Below are 17,552 nucleotides of genomic sequence, written 5' to 3' on the forward strand. Positions count from 1 at the left end.
CACATCCGCCGTCACGGTATCGAGCTTGAGTTTGCCTTGGCAGATGGCTTTACCGACCGCCATGGCGGTCACGGTCTTGCCCATGCTGAAGCCATGGAAGAAGCGCGAGCGCGAAGCTGGCGGCTTGAACCCGTACCAAACTACCTCGTTGCCGGACACCAGCGCCATGGCTTTGCCGGCGGTGTTGGGTAGCAAGTCCTGCGCCTTGCGTACTACCTCCTCTTCGGCCGGGGTGGGCTTGCGGTAGACGAGTTCACGGGGAGCCGGTGACGGTGAGGCCCGGTAGTACCAGGCCGGGCCGGGACTGAGCAACCATTCATCTGGTGCGGATGGTGTCGTGCCCTGGGTCGGCATGATCTGTGCACAGGCGCCTCCTGCGACAAAGACAATCAGTGCCAATAGGTTCTTATTCATGGTGTGTGTCCTGTGTTTGGTTCACGTCAGGAGCATTCCTGGCGCGCTTTGAGCAAGCTCTTTTCTTGCCACTCTTCTTCCTGTACGGGATTAAGGCCTCTGTACTCCTCGCCCTTTGCTTCCGCTGCTTTCAGCATGCGGCTTAGAACCTCGTCGATTTCCTTCCTGGCTATGGCCATCTTGGCTTCGACACAGCTACTAGCAGGCGCTTTTGCGCTTGTCCGCATCTGATAAATATCAAATCCACCAGCCATCGAACTCAGCATGAACGAGTAGCCGGATAGGTTGAGCAAGAAATCCTTACCATCTACCGTGCCTTGAACGGTGTAGGCCATGCGGTGGGATTCGGTTGATCCGTTAGCGGTAGTAATCTGCACGTCAGCAGTGCAACTGTGCTTTTTGGCAGATGGGTCGAAACCCTCACTGGCGATGCTTTTGACCTGGACTTTGATTGACTTGCCGAAAGTGTCTAGCTCGGTTCGCAACTTTTCCGCGCCGGGTCGTTTCCAGTTGCCAGCCGCTCTGATGTTGTTTGAGATGAGTTCGACAGCGTCACGCGGTATCGCCGCACTGATGCGGTCGGTCACCTGCACGTCCCCGCAGCCAGGAGGCTTGTCAGCGCAACCTGTGACCAGAGCGGTGAACAGCGAGCAGGTCACCATAAAAGTAGTTCGTTTGTTCAAATCCGTCCCCTTGTAGATATTGCATATGAGTAATGAATTCGCGCGTGCTGCGATGGTGAGGAACACCATGTCATCTCCCTTTTCTGACTTCTCGCCATGGGAATCCTTGTTTTGTTGTTTCCTTTTGACACTACGCAAGTCGTAGTATCGTAATCATACAAATATTACGAATCTCGTAGCCATGAGCCGCGAGATTCAATTAGTTAATAAGTGGGGGAAACGCCTGAAACAGGCTCGCCTTGCTGCCGGCCTATCCCAGAAGCAACTTGGCATCGAAGCTGGTATTGACCCTGGTGTCGCCAGCACTCGAATCAACCGCTACGAAGTTGGTGTGCATAAACCTGATCCGAATGTGGCAATCGCTCTAGGCAAGGTTCTAAAGGTTTCAGCCGCGTTCTTCTACGCACCCGAAGACGACCTCGCAGATCTCATCTTCAGACTGGGGCGCGCGTCCGCCGCCGAGCGTAGAGCGATTTTTCGCCACCTGTCTCACATTGAAGGCCCTCCGCCACTCTGATCAATTAGTCGTCCTGACCATTGAGTGCTTCTCAGCCGACCAGACCCGCCATCATCGGAACACCTCAGACTGCAAAGCCGTCAACTGAACAGCTAGCCACGGATTGGCCGGACACTCTATGAGGTATCGAAACTGCATAAAGCGCCTGAGCAAATTTGGGTGCTGCATTAACCTCGTGCAGTACAACTGCCGGAACATTTGATCCCGATCAGCCCCGAGCTTGGTCGAGTCAATGCACGACCACGCATATGCCAAGGTTTGCCAAGACCAACCATCCCAAAGCAGGCTGTAAGGCGCCTTGGGGAGTAGCCAGCCAAATGCATCTTCGCGACCTGCAAGCCGGATGGCATCCACGACAAAGGGCTCCGGGCTCCGCGCCATAAACCACGAACCGTCTAAGTCCGCACGGTAGGTGATCCACGTGTCCTGGTCATCTGTGGACCGTAGACACACTTCGGCTCGAATTGGGTCAAATGCTGCGATCACTTGGCTACCCATCAACTTGGGCTCCCAGCGTGGTCCTAGCCCGCTTGACAGGCGATCCGCTTCCTCATGGGAACAGATCGTGATCGTAGCGTCGCTTGACGGCTGGCCTGCTTCTACGGACGATAGCGGCGGGCGACTGTAACGCAGTTGGGAGCGAAGCACGATGGCTTGGTCCTCGGTCCATATGTCCACCGCCCCAGAACACTGAAGCACGGCCCCGCCAGCTAAATGCATCAGCCTGGCGTCGTGGACCATGACGTGCTTGACCTTCGCTCCTATCAGATCAGCAGGCGTCGCCTTCACTCGCCCGTCTAATGCGGCTGAGCGATATGTGAAGTTGCGTTGGAGCAGCAACATTTACTTGGCCTTTCCACCGTTGCCAGCCTTCTGCGTAACCTCGATATAGGCGGTCGGAGAATAACGGGTGTAATCGGTCACGACCTGCTTTTCGACATCTGCGGTGTAGCCATCTAGGCAATAGCTGAAGGAAGGGTACTTGTCCGGCAGCCCACGGACGTGATGAAAGACGATGGTCCTGCCTGTTACGCCGTCAGCATCTTTGGGGTCAGCGTCTACCCATAGCAGAGCTACTGCCGGCATTGCGTCGAACGACGTGAAGTCCTTCCATCTTGATCCCACGAGGCCGCCAAGTTGCATTAAAAGTTTGGCGATGTGTTCTTCATTGACGAAGTACTGACCGATCTTGGGCAACCCAATCTTGACGGCTACCGCCCAGACGTCATCGAGGCTTACGCCGGTCAAAGTTCCGACGGCAGCAAGCCCACAGTCATGCCTAGTGGCTTGAGCCACTACCCTGAACGGTGAGGCAAAGCCCTCGGGAAGGCCGGTTTTGGTTGCAGATTTTGAAGTTGCCATGGTCTTGCTCCTGATTAAGTTGAAAAACAAGCGTCCATGCGGCGGCCACACCGGGATTGGTGGAATCCAAAAACTGAAGGAAGAGAGGGATTCGGATCTGCGAATTTGAGGGCTGGGCCTCAGTTCGCGTCTGGCCGCACTGCTGTGCGCTTGGTCAAATCTGGCTGTTCGGCGTGCGAAAATCGCGATTTGACAGCTTCAGTTTAACCGCCTGCTATCGTTAGGGGGTGACCAAATGACTTTGCCAGGCACCAATAAGCAGCAGCACTAGAGGTGATGTGTCACCGTTGACCAGACGTCGTGACATGTACCCCATCTTCTAACCAGCAAACGATTTGACGAACAACATAGCAGTCTACGCGAGCAGTCCCCGCTGCTACATCACTTTGCATGGCGCGAAGTGACAATGCGGCGTTCTTAGAATAACGTCACAAGCGCTTTTAGTAACTCAAAAACGGCAGATAAGAACAAAACAATTGAGGTGGCCATGCTCAAAGATTTTTTAAAGCGACGGGCGCGGTTTGCGCGAGATATTTTCTTGGACATGATGCGTCTCGGAGCGCATCGACGAAATTACCGACGCGGTCGGTTGCCCGACCGATCAACCGGCTTATTAGCTTCCTAACAGTTCACGGCAACAAAAAAGCCGCCATGAAACCATGGCGGCTTTGATAGTTGCATTGATGGTTGAAGAGTGATAAAGTTAAAAACTTTTATCAATCAACAACTTACAAGCATAACTGGCGGAGCGGACGGGACTCGAACCCGCGACCCCCGGCGTGACAGGCCGGTATTCTAACCAACTGAACTACCGCTCCTGGTAGTGACAACATTCGCTCTTGCGAGCCAAGTCACCTGCTTACGCGGGCTTGTTGTCAACTTGCGCCTTGGGCCTCACATTGCTGTGAAGAATGCTGGCGACCCCACGGGGATTCGAACCCCGGTACTTACCGTGAAAGGGTAATGTCCTAGGCCTCTAGACGATGGGGTCAAAACCTTGGAACTTCCGGCGGCAGGTTTTTGTTGTGACACAAACGCCTGCCGAAAAAACTAAAAACTTATCGACTATTGAATGGTGGAGGTAAACGGGATCGAACCGATGACCTCTTGCATGCCATGCAAGCGCTCTCCCAGCTGAGCTATACCCCCGTATCAACCAAGCAAGTTTCCCTGCAACCGTCGAGCCTTGAATTATAGCCCGAAATTCAGGCGCTTTTCAAACAGCCTAATCGCGAAATCACCTTGGTCCGGTCCATCAAGGACAAAAGCGCATCCAGCGACGGGGTTTGCGTGCGTCCGGCCACCAGCACGCGCACCGGCATCGCCAGTTGCGGCATCTTCAGGCCGGTCTCTGCCAGCACCTGCTTGATGACGGCCGCAATGGCCGGCTTGGTCCATTCGGCTTCACCCAACAACTCGGCCAGCCTGGCCACCGCAGGATAAACCTCGGCAGGCACATGCGCCTGAATCTCTTCAGCGGCCACTGGCTCATCGCTGACCAGCACCGCCATCCACTCGGCCAGCTCAACCAGGGTGCTGCAACGGTCCTTCAGCAGCGCGCAGGCCGCCACCCGGCGCGGCGCATCGAGGCCGGCCACAGTGGATTCATCGAGGAACGGCGCGACCTGGTCGGCCAGATTCTCGTCGGACATCACCTTGAGATGCTGGGCATTGACCCAGCGCAGCTTGGCCTCGTCGAACTGCGCGGCGCTTTTGCCGAGGTGGTCCAGATTGAACCACTGCAGAAACTGTTCGCGGCTGAAAATTTCGTCGTCGCCGTGGCTCCAGCCCAGGCGCGCCAGGTAGTTGACCATGGCATCAGGCAGGTAGCCTTCCTTGGCGTACTGCGTGACAGCCTTGGCGCCGTTGCGTTTGCTCATCTTCTCGCCCTGCTCGTTGAGCACGGTCGGCAGGTGCGCATACACCGGCACCTCCTTGCCGAGTGCGCGGAAGATGTTGATCTGGCGCGGCGTGTTGTTGACGTGGTCGTCGCCACGGATCACGTGCGTGATGCCCATGTCCATGTCGTCGACCACCACGCAGAAGTTGTAGGTGGGTGTTCCGTCGGGCCGCGCGATCACCAGGTCGTCAAGTTCGTTATTGCTGATCTCGATGCGGCCCTTGACCTTGTCGTCCCAGACCACGGCGCCGCCCTGCGGGTTTTTGAAACGCAAAACCGGCAACACGCCTTCGGGCACGCCCGGCAGGGTCTTGCCCGGTTCGGGCCGCCAGGTGCCGTCATAACGCGGCTTTTGTTTGTCGGCCATCTGCTGCTCCCGCAGGGCATCAAGCTCGGCCACACTCATGTAGCAGGGATACACCAGATCGTCGGCGACCATCTGCGCCAGCACAGCCTTGTAACGCTCCATGCGTTGCATCTGGTAGACCGGGCCTTCGTCGTAGCTCAATCCCAGCCAGCGCATGCCCTCGATGATCACATCGACGGCCTCCTGGGATGAGCGCTCGACATCGGTGTCTTCAATGCGCAGGATGAAGTCGCCGCCGGTCGAACGTGCAAATGCCCACGGGTACAGCGCCGAACGGATGTTGCCGAGGTGGATGAAGCCGGTGGGGGAAGGTGCGAAGCGGGTGCGTGTCTTGAGGGTCATGCCAGAGTGTCCAGGCCACGCGACAGGTCGGCCTTGATGTCGTCGATGTGGTCCAGCCCAACCGCCAGCCGGATCAAGCCCTGGCTGATGCCGGCGGCCTGACGCTGCTCTTCGGTCAGGCGGCCATGCGAGGTGGTACCGGGGTGGCAGATGATGGTTTTGGTGTCGCCAAGATTGGTGGCGATGCTGACGACCTGCGTGCGGTCGATCACATGAAAGGCGTTCTTGCGCGCGGCCGCCACATCGTCGCCGCGCAGGTCGAAGGACAGCACTGCGCCGCCGAGACCCGACTGCTGGCGCATCGCCAGATCATGCTGCGGATGGGATTCGAGACCAGGGTAGTAGACGCGCGCCACCTGCGGTTGCTGCTCCAGCCACCTGGCCACGGCCAGCGCATTGGCCGACTGCGCCTGCATACGAATGCCCAGCGTCTCCAGCCCCTTGAGTACGACCCAGGCATTGAACGGCGCCAGGGTCATGCCGGCGGTGCGCACCACCGGGCCAAACACGTCAACAATCAATTTTTTCGGGCCGCACAAGGCACCGGCCATCACGCGGCCCTGGCCGTCCAGGTATTTGGTGCCCGAATGCATGATCAGGTCAGCGCCGAATTCGACAGGCCGCTGCAGCGCCGGCGAACAAAAGCAGTTGTCGACGGCGAGCAAGGCACCCACGCCGTGCGCCAGATCGGCCAGCGCGGCGATGTCGCAGACCTCTGTCAGCGGATTGGTTGGCGTCTCGGCAAACAGCAGCTTGGTGGTCGGGCGCAGCGCGGCCTTCCATTCGGCCACATCGGTCTGCGAGACGAACGTGGTTTCGACACCGAACTTGCCGAACTCGCGGCCGATCAGCGCAATCGTCGAGCCGAACATGGAGCGTGAACAAACGACGTGGTCACCGGCCTTGAGCAGGCCCATACACATCATCAAAATAGCGCCCATGCCGGTGGAGGCGCCTATCGCGGCCTCGGTGCCTTCCATGGCGGCCAGGCGGCGCTCAAGGCTTGTGACCGTCGGGTTGGAGGTGCGGCCGTAGGTGTAGCCCTCTTCGGTGCCGGCAAAACGCCGCGCCGAGGTTTCGGCATCGGGCTGCACAAAACCGCTGCTCAGGTACAGCGCCTCGGAATTTTCGCCATGCTGGCTGCGGTCCAGCGCAACCCGCACGGCCAGCGTGTCGCGGTGCAGATTGTCAGGAAGTTTTCGATCGTTCACGTTGATGCCTCTTGCGGATTGGGCAGGGCCAGGCGCGAGACATCGACCTCATTTTCTTCACTGCTGTCGATACGACCGGCGTTCATTTTGGCGATGCTTTCGGGCGTGATGTCGCCGGTGATGTAGATGCCGTCGAAGCAGGAAGCATCGAAGCCGTCGAGGTTTTTGTTGAGCGAACCGATGGCGCGTTTCATGCCTTCGACGTCCTGGTAAATCAACGCGTCACAACCAATCGCAATCCGGATCTCTTCCACGGTTTTGTCGTGGGCCACCAGCTCGTCGGCAGTCGGCATGTCGATGCCATAGACATTGGGATAACGCACCGGCGGCGCGGCACTGGCCAGATAGACTTTTTTGGCGCCGGCATCACGCGCCATCTGCACGATCTCACGGCTGGTGGTGCCGCGCACGATGGAGTCGTCCACCAGCAGCACATTGCGGCCCTTGAATTCGCTGGCAATCACGTTCAGTTTCTGACGCACAGACTTTTTGCGCACGCCCTGGCCCGGCATGATGAAGGTGCGGCCCACGTAGCGGTTCTTCACAAATCCTTCGCGGTACGGAATGCCCAGCAAGTGCGCAAGCTGCGTGGCGCTCGGGCGGCTCGACTCGGGGATCGGGATGATCACGTCAATCTCATTGGGCGGCACGGTGGACACCACCCGTTTGGCCAGCGTTTCGCCGAGGTTCAGGCGCGCCTGGTACACCGAGATGCCGTCGAGCACCGAATCGGGTCGTGCCAGATACACAAACTCAAAGATGCAGGGCTTGAGCTGCGCATTGACCGCGCATTGCTCGGCATGCACCGTACCGCCGATGTCCACAAACACCGCTTCGCCCGGTGCGATGTCGCGCACAAACTGGTGCGAGGTGCCTTCGAGCGCGACCGATTCACTGGCCACCATCACGGTGTTGCCGCTCTCGTTCTGGCCGCGGCCCAGGCACAACGGGCGGATGCCAAACGGGTCACGAAACGCCAGCAGGCCATGACCGGCGATCAGCGCCACCACCGCGTACGAGCCCTTGACACGTTTGTGCACGCCGCGCACCGCGGCAAACACGTCGCTTGGCGCCAGCGGCAGGCCGCGTGTGGTTTTTTCGAGCTCGTGGGCCAGCACGTTGAGCAACACCTCGGAGTCGCTGTCGGTGTTGATGTGGCGGTGGTCGGTGGTGAACAACTCGGCCTTGAGTTCGGCGGCGTTGGTCAGGTTGCCGTTGTGCGACAGCACCAGGCCAAACGGGGCGTTCACGTAAAAAGGCTGGGCCTCGTCCTCGCTGTAGGCATTGCCTGCGGTCGGGTAACGCACCTGGCCGAGGCCCACCGTGCCCGGCAGCGCCCGCATGTTGCGGGTGCGGAACACGTCGCGCACCATGCCCTTGGCCTTGTGCATGAAAAACTTGCGGCCCTGCTGCGTGACGATGCCGGCGGCGTCCTGCCCGCGGTGCTGCAGCAGCAGCAGGCCGTCATAAATCAGCTGGTTCACCGGGGCGTTGCTGACAACACCGACTATTCCGCACATAGAGTTCCATTCATAAAATCGATACACACAAAGTGCGCCGCGCAGGGCCGCCCCAAGCAAGCACGGCCCCCTCGGGGGCAGCGCAGTACACGAAGTGACAAGCGTGGGGGCCTATCAACCCAGATACTTTCCGAACTGCTCCGGCAGCACCGGCTTCAAACCCTTGAGCGCCACGGTCAAGACCTCGGCGCCGCGCGACTCCTGCCACCACACGGCGCTTTTGAAGGCCGTCATGTTGATCACCACCGTCACCGCCAGCAGCAAAATCACGCCACGCACCAGGCCGAAAGCCGCGCCCAGTGTGCGGTCCACAGGCCGCAGGCCGATGGCGTCCACCAGCTTCTTGATCAACACCGCCACCAGGCCGGCCGCAAACACAGCCGCAATAAAAACCAGCACAAACGCCGCTGCATAACGCACCGGCTCCGAAGCACTCTGCAGGGGCAGCAGCAGCGCCACGTCGGGCGCAAACCACTGCGCCAGGTAAAACGACAGCGCCCAGCCGAGCACCGACAACACCTCGTACACCAGGCCGCGCCAGGCGCCTATCAACAGCGACAGCGCCAGCACCCCCAGAAAAGCCAGATCGACAACCGCCACGCTACAAGGTCAGGATGGCCGCAGGCAAATCAAGCCCCTTGATCTTGCTGGCTGCCTTGTCAGCGTCCGCGCGGGTGGCAAACGGCCCGACCCGGACCCGGATGCGCTTGCCGTCCTTGGTATCGGCCACCTGGGTATAGGTTTTCAGCCCCGCCCTTTCGAGTTTCTGTCGTACTTCGCGTGCCTTGTCTTCATCGGCAAATGCGCCCACCTGCACCACCAGCCGGCCCTCGGTGTCGGAACTGGCCACCTTGCTGGCTGCCGCCGCGGGTGCCGCCGGCTTGCCTTCAAGCAAGGCCTTGGCACGTGCCGCCTCGTCGCCTGACACCGGTGGCTTGACCACTGCTTTGGGTTCTGGTTTTGCTTCAGTCTTCGCTTCTGTTTTGATAGCGTTCTGCGCAGGCGGGACAGGGGCTACAGGCTTTTCTGACACAATTTCTTCGCGCGGCGTGAGGCTGGACGGCGCCGCCACTTTTTCGCTGGCGGCAGCAGACGCACTGGCTGCGACCTTGGGCGCAGGCGCCGGCATCACCAGCGGCTTGACGGTGTTTTTGCCGGGAATTTCAATCGGGATGTCGACCGCCACCGGCCGCGGCTGGGTGTCGAAAAGCAGCGGAAAACCAAGCACGCCGATCAGCACCAGCACCACGGCACCGATCAACCGGTGTTTGGCGCGTTTGCGCATGGCTTCGACACTCTCGGCGGGGCCGGCTGCCCCTGCAGCGGTGGTCGATGAGCCCCGGCGAAAGTTGAAAAACGGCATGGTGGTGGCGGTGTCCGTTAGAGGGATGAGGAGGCGGGACGCCCTGGCATGGCGTGCGGGGCGAAAAGACGGGGCAGGCCCTCTTTCAACACAGCCCCCACCGTGTAGAACGATCCGAACACCACAATTCTATCAGCGGGGTCTGCGGCGGCCACTGCGGCCTGCAGGGCCTGGACCGGACTGGCGAACACCTGCGCGCTGGCGTCCGGGCGCCGGTTGCCGGCCTGCCAGCGCGCCATCAAACCAGCGCCGCTGGCCGCGCGGGGCGTGGGCAAATCACTGAAGTACCAGCGGTCCACCATGGGCCCGACACGCTGCAACATGGCCGCCAGGTCCTTGTCGGCCATGGCGCCGAACACCGCATGGGTGCAGGGGTAAAAACCCATGGCGTCGAGGTTTTCGGCCAGCGCCGCCACCGAGTGCGGGTTGTGCGCCACGTCCAGCACCAGCGTCGGCTGGCCCGAGATGATCTGGAAGCGGCCCGGCAGCTCGACCATGCCCAGCCCATTACGCACCGCCTGGGCCGTCACCGGCAGCCGGTCGCGCAGCGCCGTCAGCGCCGCCAGCACGCCCGAGGCGTTAACGAGCTGGTTGGCGCCGCGCAAAGCCGGGTACGCCAGGCCCGCGTAGCGACGACCGCGGCCAGCCCAGGCCCACTGCAGCTTGTCGCCGGAGAAATTGAAGTCGCGGCCCAGCCGCCACAGGTCAGCGCCCACTTCGGCAGCGTGGTCCAGCACACTTTGCGGCGGCACCGGGTCGCCCACCACCACCGGTTTGCCGGCGCGCATGATGCCGGCTTTTTCAAAACCAATGCTTTCGCGGTCCTTGCCCAGCAGCTCGGTATGGTCGATATCGATACTGGTGATCAGTGCGCAGTCGGCGTCGATGATGTTGACCGAATCGAGCCGCCCGCCCACGCCGACTTCCAGAATCACCACGTCCAGCTTCGCCTCAGCCAGCAGGCTGAAGATGGCCAGCATGGTGAACTCGAAATAGGTCAGCGAGGTGTTGCCGCGCAACGCCTCGACGCGTTCCAAGTGCGGCAGCAGCGCCTGCCCCTGCACCATCTCGCCGCGCACCCGGCAGCGTTCCTCAAAGTGCACCAGGTGCGGGGAGGTGTAGACCCCGGTGCGGTAGCCGGCCTGCCCGAGGATGGCTTCGAGCATCGCGCAGCTCGAACCTTTTCCGTTGGTGCCGGCCACGGTGATCACCGGGCAGTCAAAAGCCAGCTCCATCGCATGAGCCACACCGCGAACCCGGTCCAGGCCGAGGTCAATGGTGGTGGGGTGCAGGCGCTCGCAGTAGGCGAGCCAGTCGTCCAGGGTGGTGAGCTTGTCCATAGAGGCGCTATTGTCGCCGCTGACGCCCCGGCGCTGTCCCTGCGTCGGCCTGAAACCCATGCCGGCGACACTTGTTTTGCTATCGAATAAGTAGCTGTCTGCGCCCGCCCGTCATGGGCTGAGGCCTTATTTGGTTCCAAAATTATGCAAAAATCGACACATGATCATCGTCTACGGCATTTCCAATTGCGACACCGTCAAAAAAGCCCGCGCCTGGCTCACAGGCCAGGGCCTGGCCCACGAATTTCATGACTTCAAGAAGCTGGGCGTGCCACACGCGCGCCTGCCCGCCTGGGAGCGCGCCGTCGGCTGGGAAAAGCTGCTGAACCGGCAGGGCACCACCTGGCGCAAGCTCGAGCCCGCCATCCAGGCGGGCGCCACAAACGCCGCCAGCGCACTGACCGTGATGCAGGCCCACGCCAGTGTGATCAAACGCCCGGTGGTCGAATGGCCGGACGGGCAGATCACCGTGGGCTTTGACCCGGCGATCTGGGCTGCGCGGGCTTGAAGCGGCCTGACTGACGTCTGGCTTTGTAAAGTTGAGATTGCGACTGACCAGCTTTACATCGATTTACCTGAACTTGTGTGCACCAAAAGCGCTCTGAAACATTAAACTGGAAGCTGTTGATCTGGCCAGCCCGTCACGGGCTCACAGCGGCCTTTTCCAGCAGGCCTCAAGGATTCGAATCATGAAAAAAATACTTGTTTTAACGACTGCTGCCGCGTCCGGCCTGTTTGCCGTGAATGCGTCGGCCATGGACATCCTTGCGCGGGTGATCTCCAGCACACCAGTGGTTCAGCAGGTCAGCGTGCCGCAGCAGGTCTGCACCACGCAACCCATGATCACGCAGGCGCCGCCCTCCGGTGCCGGTGCTGTGATGGGCGCCCTGGCCGGTGGCGCCATGGGCAATGCCATCGGTGACGGTGGCGGCCGTGCGCTGGCCACCATGATCGGCCTGGTCGGCGGCGCCATGGTCGGCAACAACATTGAAGGCAACCGCAACCAGGTGCAAAACGTGCAGCAATGCGGCACCCAAACCAGTTATCAGAACCGCACCACCCACTACAACGTGGTGTATGAATACGCCGACAAGCAACACAGCATCCAGATGCCCAACGACCCCGGCCCGTATGTGCGCTTGCAGGTGACGCCGGTCGGCGCCCTGCCCTCGCTGCAGGCCTTCGGTCAGCCCGGTTACGCCCAGCCCCAGCAGGCCCAGCCGGTCTACGGCCAGCCTGCTTATGGTCAGCCTGCTTATGGCCAGCCGATGTACAACCAGCCTGTGTATTCGCAACCGGTCTACAGCCAGCCGGTGTACGTGCAGCCGGCACCGGTCGTGGCCTACCCCGGTTATTACTCGCGGCCCTACTACCCCCCGGTCGGCCTGTCGCTTAATTTCGGCTACAGCCGTGGGGGCCACGGGCACGGACATCGTCACTGGCGCTGATGCACCAGCCAGAAAAAACGGGGCCTGCCCCGTTTTTTTACGTCCAGGCTTTGTTAAGTTGATCGCCCACACCCGCCATCACGCTGTCCCAATCGCCGGGCTGCGGCTGGCGGCACAGGGTGGCGCTCGGGTACCAGGGGCTGTCCGTGCGCGCCAGCATCCAGCGCCAGTCCGGGTTGAAGGGCAAAAGCACCCAAAGCTTTTTGCCCAGCGTCCCCGCCAGGTGCGCAACGCTGGTGTCCACGCTGATGACGCCGTCCATCAGCGCGCACAGCGCGGCGGTGTCGGTGAAATCATGCAGGTCGTCGCCACAATGAAGCAGTTCCGGATGCGCTGTGAGGGTTCTCCTGTCCGCATCGCGAAGCTCTTTTTGCAGGCTCACGTACTGCGCTCCCGGCGGCAGATGTTCAAGCAAATCGGTCAGCGCGATGCTTCGGTTGATGTCGTTTTTGTGCGCGGCATTGCCGCTCCAGACCAGGCCGATGCGTGGACCCTTGCGGGTGCCCAGGCGGGCCGTCCACCGTGCCATGCTCCCAGGATCTGTCTCAAGGACGGATGGCGGCGGTATGTTGGCCAGGGTGGCCTTGAAGGCCAGTGGCAAGCTCAGCAACGGGCAGTGGCAGTCAAACGGCGGCAACGCGCTGCCTTTGGCCAGCACCTGCGCCACACCCTCCAGACCGGTCAGCAAACCCAGCAAAGGCGGTTGCACTTCGAGGATCACGCGCGCGCCGCGCTCAGCCACAAGGCGGGCATAACGGCTGAATTGCAGGGTGTCGCCCAGCCCCTGCTCGGCATGCAAAAGAATGGTTTTACCTGCCAGGGAGTCGCTCCCCCGCCAGAGCGGTTGCGGGAAGGAACGTAAGAGGCCCGGCGCCAGCTCCTCGCGCTTCCAACGCCACTCGTAAGCCTGCCAGCCGCGCTCGAAGTCCCCCATCTGCAATTCGGCCAGGCTCAGGTTCCAGTGCGCTTCTGCATAGTCTGGCTGCAGGGCGCAGGCGCGTTCGTAACTGGCCTGCGCTTCGGCATAACGGCCAAGGTCGCTGAGCACAACACCCCGGTTGTTGTACGCGTCCGCGTAGTCCGGCTTCAAGGCAATCGCACGCGCATAACTGTCCAGCGCCGCTGGGTACTGCTGCAGATCCCGCAGCGCCGCACCCCGGTTGTTGCAGGCCTGCGCATAGTCCGGCTGAATGGCCAGCGCCTGGTCGTAGCTGGCCACCGCCTCCGCGTACCTGTTCATGGTGGCGAGCGTGATGCCGCGGTTGTAGCAGGCCTCGGCATAAGCGGGCTGCAAGTCAATGGCACGCGCATAACTGTCAATGGCTGCCTGATGTTGCTTCATCGCGTCGAGCGTGTGGCCGCGGTTGAAGTAGGCCTGCGCATAAGCCGGCCGCAAGGCAATGGCGCGGTCATAACTGTCGACGGCCGCCTGGTGCTGCTTCATCGCGTCGAGGGTGTGGCCACGGTTGAAATGGCTCTCGGCATGGTCCGGCTTCAGCCGCAGAACGCGCTCATGACTCTCCAGGGCCTCGGCGTAACGCCCCAGATCGTGCAGCACCAGGCCGCGGTTGTTGTGGGCGTCTTCATGGTCGGCCTGCAACAGGATGGCGCGCTCATAGCTGGCCAGCGCCTCGCCGTACCGCCTCAGGTCACGCAACACATTGCCGCGGTTGTTCCAGGCGTCTGCAAAGTCTGCCCGCAGCTCGACAGCGCGCTGGTAGCTGGCCAGCGCCGCGTCAAGTTGCCCCAGCGCCGCCAGCACATTGCCGCGCTTGCTCCAGGCGGCCGCGTTGTCCGGCCGTAGCGCCACCGCTCGGTCATAACTGGCGACGGCCGCCTGATGACGGTTCAAACCTTCCAGCAGGTGGGCTGCGAAATAGTGGGCTTCGGCAAAATCAGGTTGAAGGGTTGCGGCCTGCAGATAACTCTGGACTGCCGCTTCGGCCTGCCCCTGCGCAGCCAGAACAACCCCCAGGTTGTAGTGGATGCCGGCGTCGTCGGGGCGAACGGAAATGGCCTTGCGCGTGAGTTCGGCAGCGCGCTGCAAGTGACCCGCCTTGAGTTCCAGCACACCGAGCAACTTGAGCGCGTCACCATGGCCGGGACTGAGCTTGAGGACCTGCTCGTAAAGGGTTCTGGCCTGGTCCAGTTGCCCCTGCTGCTGGTGGGCCAGCCCCTGCTGGAGTTTGGCCAGAATGTGCGCCCCCGGATTGGCGAGCCGCGATTGCGGTGTGGATTTGGGCGATCGGCTCATTCGGACTTTCCAGAACGTCTGGGAAAACCCGCAGAATAATCGATCCCCGCTCCCAGGCGGCAGGCCGCCCCGGATTAAAGCGTGGTCTGGATCAGCGCACCCTTGAACAACACCGGCCCGCTCGGCCCGCTGCCCGCAGGCACGCCGCCTTTGGGCTCCAGGCTGATAGCCAGCGCCGGCACCTGGTTCACGGCGTCGTTGCCGGCGGGCAAGCGCACGACCGTGCCCTCGCCGAGCACCCCCAGCGACTTGGCGCCGCCACCTTGCGGCAGCGCCCACAACTGCAGCGACTTGTCGGGCGCCGGATTGAACTGGCCCACATGTTTGAGCTGCAACTGGCTGTGTTTGGGGTCGTAAGTCACCAGCACCGAAGGTGCGGACCTGTCGTCGGCCAGCACGGCCACGTACTGGATCTCCGGCGTGGCGGCCAGCTTGGCGGTCAGTTCGTTGACCTGACCGTTCAGCGCCGTGTTCAGGTTCAGGCCGGTGACCACCGCCACCACGGCAGCCATCGCCCCGGCAGCCGTGGCGCCGCGCCACAAGCCGAGGCTGGCCCACCAGCCACCGCCTGAGACGGCGGCAGGCGCGCGCCGCGCGGCCAGCATGGCTTTGGATTCTTTTTCAGCGTTGACCAGATTTTCAATACGCTTCCAGACCGCCGGACTGGGCGCGGCCTGCGGCTGCAACTCAGCCACCGAGGCCATGCGGCCTTGCCAGATCAGTGCCGAAGCGCGCACCGGCGCGTGGGTGCGCGCCAGTGCCTCAAAGCGGCGACGGGCACCGCCGCGCAGCGTACCCAGCGCGTAGCTGGCCGCCAACTGCTCGACCAGCGAGGGGTTGCGCGTGATATTCATAACTTACCTTCTTCCAGAAGTTTCCCGCCACCATTGGCGGGAACAAACCCAATCAAATTCATGTGGCGACTCATGCAAACCGCGACATGCAGCCACGCAATTGCTCCAGCCCGCGGCGTATCCAGGTTTTCACCGTGCCCAGCGGCAGCTTGAGCTGCTCGGCCAGTTCACCGTGGCTCAGATCCCGCATGTAGGCCAGGCTCACCACCTCGCGCTGCTTGTTGTCCAGCTGGCTCAGGCACTGGTGCAGCGCCCAGGCCTGCTCACCGGCCAGGGCGGTATCCATCGGATTCGGCGAATCGCCTTCCACCGTCTCGGCCATCACGTCATCCAGCTCCAGCGCCGTATCGGCCCGCTCGGAGGTGCGGCGGCGCAGAAAATCCAGTCCCCGGCTGCGCACAATCAGGCACATCCAGGCCATGGGCGGCGACAGGCTGGCCTTGTAGTCACCCGCAATGCGCCAGATGTTGAGAAAAGCGTCCTGCAACACGTCCTCGGCCCAACTCCGGTTGCTGACCACCCGCACCGCCACGCCATACAGCTTGGACGAGGTCAAGTCGTACAGCTCTCTGAGCGCCGATTCGTCGGCTTGGGCTACGCGATCAATGAGCGCGATCAATTGGGTATCCGGGCTTTCTGCATTCATGGACACCATTGTCCTGCATTCCCTATACGCCCGGAACCGGCCAATGGATTCAGGCCGGCAGCGTCCGGCAAGGCCGGGGTGACCTAAAATCGACGGTTTTGCACGCCAGGCCCGCCTCCTGCACCCTCCGACCTTTTCCAGAACACCATGACTACCGAAAAAATCGACAACATCAGCGTCACCACCCAAGCCAACGTCTATTTCGACGGCAAATGTGTGAGCCACGGCATCACTTTTGCCGACGGCACAAAAAAGTCCGTCGGCGTGGTGCTTCCCTCAACCCTGACCTTCAACACCGGCGCGCCCGAGATCATGGAATGTGTCGCCGGCTCTTGTGAATACAAACTCGCTGGCAGCGACAGCTGGGTCAAGTCATCGGCGGGTGAAAAATTCAGCGTGCCCGGCAACTCGAAGTTCGATATCCGCGTGACCGAGGCCTATCACTACATCTGCCACTTCGGCTGATCCGCAGGCAACTTACTCTTCATTTCATAGCACCCTGCGCACGTTCCACAAGGGCTAGAGGCCAAATTCATGTCTAACACCATCCTGCAAAACATCCCCGCCGGCCAAAAGGTCGGCATCGCCTTCTCCGGCGGCCTCGACACCAGCGCCGCGCTCTTGTGGATGAAACAGAAGGGCGCCCTGCCCTATGCCTATACCGCCAACCTGGGCCAGCCCGACGAGGCCGATTACGACGAAATTCCGCGCAAGGCCATGGAATACGGCGCCATCAAGGCCCACCTGATTGATTGCCGCCCGCAACTGGCTGCTGAAGGCCTGGCCGCGCTGCAGGCCGGCGCCTTCCACATCACCACCGCCGGCTCCACCTACTTCAACACCACGCCGCTGGGCCGGGCCGTGACCGGCACCATGCTGGTCAGCGCGATGAAAGAGGACGATGTCAACATCTGGGGCGACGGTTCCACCTTCAAGGGCAATGACATCGAGCGTTTCTACCGCTACGGCCTGCTGACCAACCCCGCGCTGAAGATCTACAAACCCTGGCTGGACCAGCAGTTCATCGATGAACTGGGCGGCCGCTCCGAGATGAGCGCCTTCATGACGGCCAACGGCTTTGGCTACAAGATGAGCGCCGAGAAGGCCTACAGCACCGACAGCAACATGCTGGGCGCCACGCACGAAGCCAAAGACCTGGAAAACCTCAACAGCGGCATCAAGATCGTCAACCCCATCATGGGCGTGCCCTTCTGGAAAGACGACTGCGTGGTCAAGGCCGAAGAAGTGAGCGTGACCTTTGAAGAAGGCCGCCCCGTTGCCCTGAACGGCATCCACCACCCTGACCTGGTGAGCCTGATCCTGAAAGCCAA

At 61.4% G+C, this 17,552-nt stretch carries 16 protein-coding genes, 3 tRNA genes and 1 pseudogene; 5 read left to right on the top strand and 15 right to left on the bottom strand.

Annotated elements, in window-relative coordinates:
• A pseudogene (locus ACH2CW_RS16500) lies at positions 1-414 on the bottom strand (hypothetical protein); the annotation flags it as partial.
• Between the two features lie 26 nt (positions 415-440).
• A complete protein-coding gene (locus tag ACH2CW_RS16505; protein WP_395060119.1) occupies positions 441-1,166 on the bottom strand; it encodes a hypothetical protein in 726 nt (241 codons plus the stop codon).
• Positions 1,167-1,278: 112 nt separating this feature from the next.
• Between ACH2CW_RS16505 and ACH2CW_RS16510 the strand changes: the two genes are divergently transcribed.
• A complete protein-coding gene (locus ACH2CW_RS16510; RefSeq protein WP_395060121.1) occupies positions 1,279-1,614 on the top strand; it encodes a helix-turn-helix domain-containing protein in 336 nt (111 codons plus the stop codon).
• Between the two features lie 843 nt (positions 1,615-2,457).
• Here ACH2CW_RS16510 and ACH2CW_RS16515 read toward each other — a convergent pair.
• From ACH2CW_RS16515 to folC, 10 genes are all read right to left on the bottom strand, one after another.
• Positions 2,458-2,976 carry a hypothetical protein gene (locus ACH2CW_RS16515; RefSeq protein ID WP_395060122.1) on the bottom strand — a complete coding sequence of 173 codons (519 nt, stop codon included), beginning with the start codon at positions 2,974-2,976 and terminating at the stop codon, positions 2,458-2,460.
• Positions 2,977-3,717: 741 nt separating this feature from the next.
• Positions 3,718-3,794 (bottom strand) — tRNA-Asp (locus ACH2CW_RS16520).
• Positions 3,795-3,891: 97 nt separating this feature from the next.
• Positions 3,892-3,967 (bottom strand) — tRNA-Glu (locus ACH2CW_RS16525).
• Between the two features lie 82 nt (positions 3,968-4,049).
• Positions 4,050-4,125 (bottom strand) — tRNA-Ala (locus ACH2CW_RS16530).
• 56 nt (positions 4,126-4,181) lie between these two features.
• Positions 4,182-5,585, bottom strand: coding sequence for a glutamate--tRNA ligase (gltX, locus tag ACH2CW_RS16535; RefSeq protein WP_395060124.1), 1,404 nt, complete (start codon positions 5,583-5,585; stop codon positions 4,182-4,184).
• Positions 5,582-6,796 (bottom strand): O-succinylhomoserine sulfhydrylase, encoded by a 1,215-nt coding sequence (locus ACH2CW_RS16540; protein ID WP_395060126.1) that lies wholly within the window; start codon positions 6,794-6,796, stop codon positions 5,582-5,584. Before ACH2CW_RS16540 ends, gltX begins: the two co-directional genes overlap by 4 nt.
• Positions 6,793-8,316, bottom strand: a complete 1,524-nt coding sequence (gene purF / locus ACH2CW_RS16545) for an amidophosphoribosyltransferase (protein ID WP_395060128.1) — start codon at positions 8,314-8,316, stop codon at positions 6,793-6,795. The genes ACH2CW_RS16540 and purF overlap by 4 nt, the downstream gene beginning before the upstream one ends.
• Positions 8,317-8,430: 114 nt before the next feature.
• Complete coding sequence (locus ACH2CW_RS16550) at positions 8,431-8,916, bottom strand: CvpA family protein (RefSeq protein WP_395060130.1); 486 nt, start codon at positions 8,914-8,916, stop codon at positions 8,431-8,433.
• A gap of 1 nt (position 8,917) precedes the next feature.
• Positions 8,918-9,679: an SPOR domain-containing protein gene (locus ACH2CW_RS16555; protein WP_395060132.1), complete on the bottom strand. Its 762-nt coding sequence runs from the start codon at positions 9,677-9,679 to the stop codon at positions 8,918-8,920.
• 17 nt (positions 9,680-9,696) lie between these two features.
• Complete coding sequence (folC, locus tag ACH2CW_RS16560; RefSeq protein ID WP_395060134.1) at positions 9,697-11,019, bottom strand: bifunctional tetrahydrofolate synthase/dihydrofolate synthase; 1,323 nt, start codon at positions 11,017-11,019, stop codon at positions 9,697-9,699.
• A 160-nt stretch (positions 11,020-11,179) separates the two neighbouring features.
• Here folC and ACH2CW_RS16565 point away from each other — a divergent pair, with 160 nt between their 5' ends.
• Positions 11,180-11,527 carry an arsenate reductase gene (locus ACH2CW_RS16565; protein WP_395060136.1) on the top strand — a complete coding sequence of 116 codons (348 nt, stop codon included), beginning with the start codon at positions 11,180-11,182 and terminating at the stop codon, positions 11,525-11,527.
• A gap of 181 nt (positions 11,528-11,708) precedes the next feature.
• Positions 11,709-12,467: a glycine zipper 2TM domain-containing protein gene (locus tag ACH2CW_RS16570; protein WP_395060138.1), complete on the top strand. Its 759-nt coding sequence runs from the start codon at positions 11,709-11,711 to the stop codon at positions 12,465-12,467.
• A 37-nt stretch (positions 12,468-12,504) separates the two neighbouring features.
• On the opposite strand, the gene ACH2CW_RS16575 is transcribed toward ACH2CW_RS16570, so the two are convergent.
• From ACH2CW_RS16575 to ACH2CW_RS16585, 3 genes are all read right to left on the bottom strand, one after another.
• The gene (locus ACH2CW_RS16575; protein WP_395060140.1) at positions 12,505-14,721 is read right to left on the bottom strand and encodes a tetratricopeptide repeat protein; all 2,217 of its coding nucleotides are present in this window, start codon (positions 14,719-14,721) and stop codon (positions 12,505-12,507) included.
• Positions 14,722-14,795: 74 nt separating this feature from the next.
• Positions 14,796-15,575 (bottom strand): anti-sigma factor domain-containing protein, encoded by a 780-nt coding sequence (locus ACH2CW_RS16580; protein ID WP_395060142.1) that lies wholly within the window; start codon positions 15,573-15,575, stop codon positions 14,796-14,798.
• A gap of 70 nt (positions 15,576-15,645) precedes the next feature.
• Entirely contained in the window at positions 15,646-16,221 is a 576-nt protein-coding gene (locus tag ACH2CW_RS16585; protein ID WP_395060144.1) for an RNA polymerase sigma factor, read from the bottom strand.
• Between the two features lie 147 nt (positions 16,222-16,368).
• Between ACH2CW_RS16585 and ACH2CW_RS16590 the strand changes: the two genes are divergently transcribed.
• Positions 16,369-16,686, top strand: coding sequence for a pyrimidine/purine nucleoside phosphorylase (locus ACH2CW_RS16590; protein ID WP_395060146.1), 318 nt, complete (start codon positions 16,369-16,371; stop codon positions 16,684-16,686).
• Positions 16,687-16,755: 69 nt separating this feature from the next.
• Positions 16,756-17,552: argininosuccinate synthase (gene argG, locus ACH2CW_RS16595; protein ID WP_395060148.1), on the top strand; the 797-nt coding region annotated here is incomplete at its 3' end.

The organism is Polaromonas sp. (assembly GCF_043778355.1).
In the GTDB taxonomy this organism is placed as follows: domain Bacteria; phylum Pseudomonadota; class Gammaproteobacteria; order Burkholderiales; family Burkholderiaceae_C; genus Polaromonas.

Bases quoted from the DNA above. Each gene is read 5' to 3' on its own strand.
- ACH2CW_RS16505 (WP_395060119.1), bottom strand. From the start codon at position 1,166: ATGGTGTTCCTCACCATCGCAGCACGCGCGAATTCATTACTCATATGC.
- ACH2CW_RS16510 (WP_395060121.1), top strand. From the start codon at position 1,279: ATGAGCCGCGAGATTCAATTAGTTAATAAGTGGGGGAAACGCCTGAAA.
- ACH2CW_RS16515 (WP_395060122.1), bottom strand. From the start codon at position 2,976: ATGGCAACTTCAAAATCTGCAACCAAAACCGGCCTTCCCGAGGGCTTT.
- gltX (WP_395060124.1), bottom strand. From the start codon at position 5,585: ATGACCCTCAAGACACGCACCCGCTTCGCACCTTCCCCCACCGGCTTC.
- purF (WP_395060128.1), bottom strand. From the start codon at position 8,316: ATGTGCGGAATAGTCGGTGTTGTCAGCAACGCCCCGGTGAACCAGCTG.
- ACH2CW_RS16555 (WP_395060132.1), bottom strand. From the start codon at position 9,679: ATGCCGTTTTTCAACTTTCGCCGGGGCTCATCGACCACCGCTGCAGGG.
- folC (WP_395060134.1), bottom strand. From the start codon at position 11,019: ATGGACAAGCTCACCACCCTGGACGACTGGCTCGCCTACTGCGAGCGC.
- ACH2CW_RS16565 (WP_395060136.1), top strand. From the start codon at position 11,180: ATGATCATCGTCTACGGCATTTCCAATTGCGACACCGTCAAAAAAGCC.
- ACH2CW_RS16570 (WP_395060138.1), top strand. From the start codon at position 11,709: ATGAAAAAAATACTTGTTTTAACGACTGCTGCCGCGTCCGGCCTGTTT.
- ACH2CW_RS16575 (WP_395060140.1), bottom strand. From the start codon at position 14,721: ATGAGCCGATCGCCCAAATCCACACCGCAATCGCGGCTCGCCAATCCG.
- ACH2CW_RS16580 (WP_395060142.1), bottom strand. From the start codon at position 15,575: ATGAATATCACGCGCAACCCCTCGCTGGTCGAGCAGTTGGCGGCCAGC.
- ACH2CW_RS16585 (WP_395060144.1), bottom strand. From the start codon at position 16,221: ATGAATGCAGAAAGCCCGGATACCCAATTGATCGCGCTCATTGATCGC.
- ACH2CW_RS16590 (WP_395060146.1), top strand. From the start codon at position 16,369: ATGACTACCGAAAAAATCGACAACATCAGCGTCACCACCCAAGCCAAC.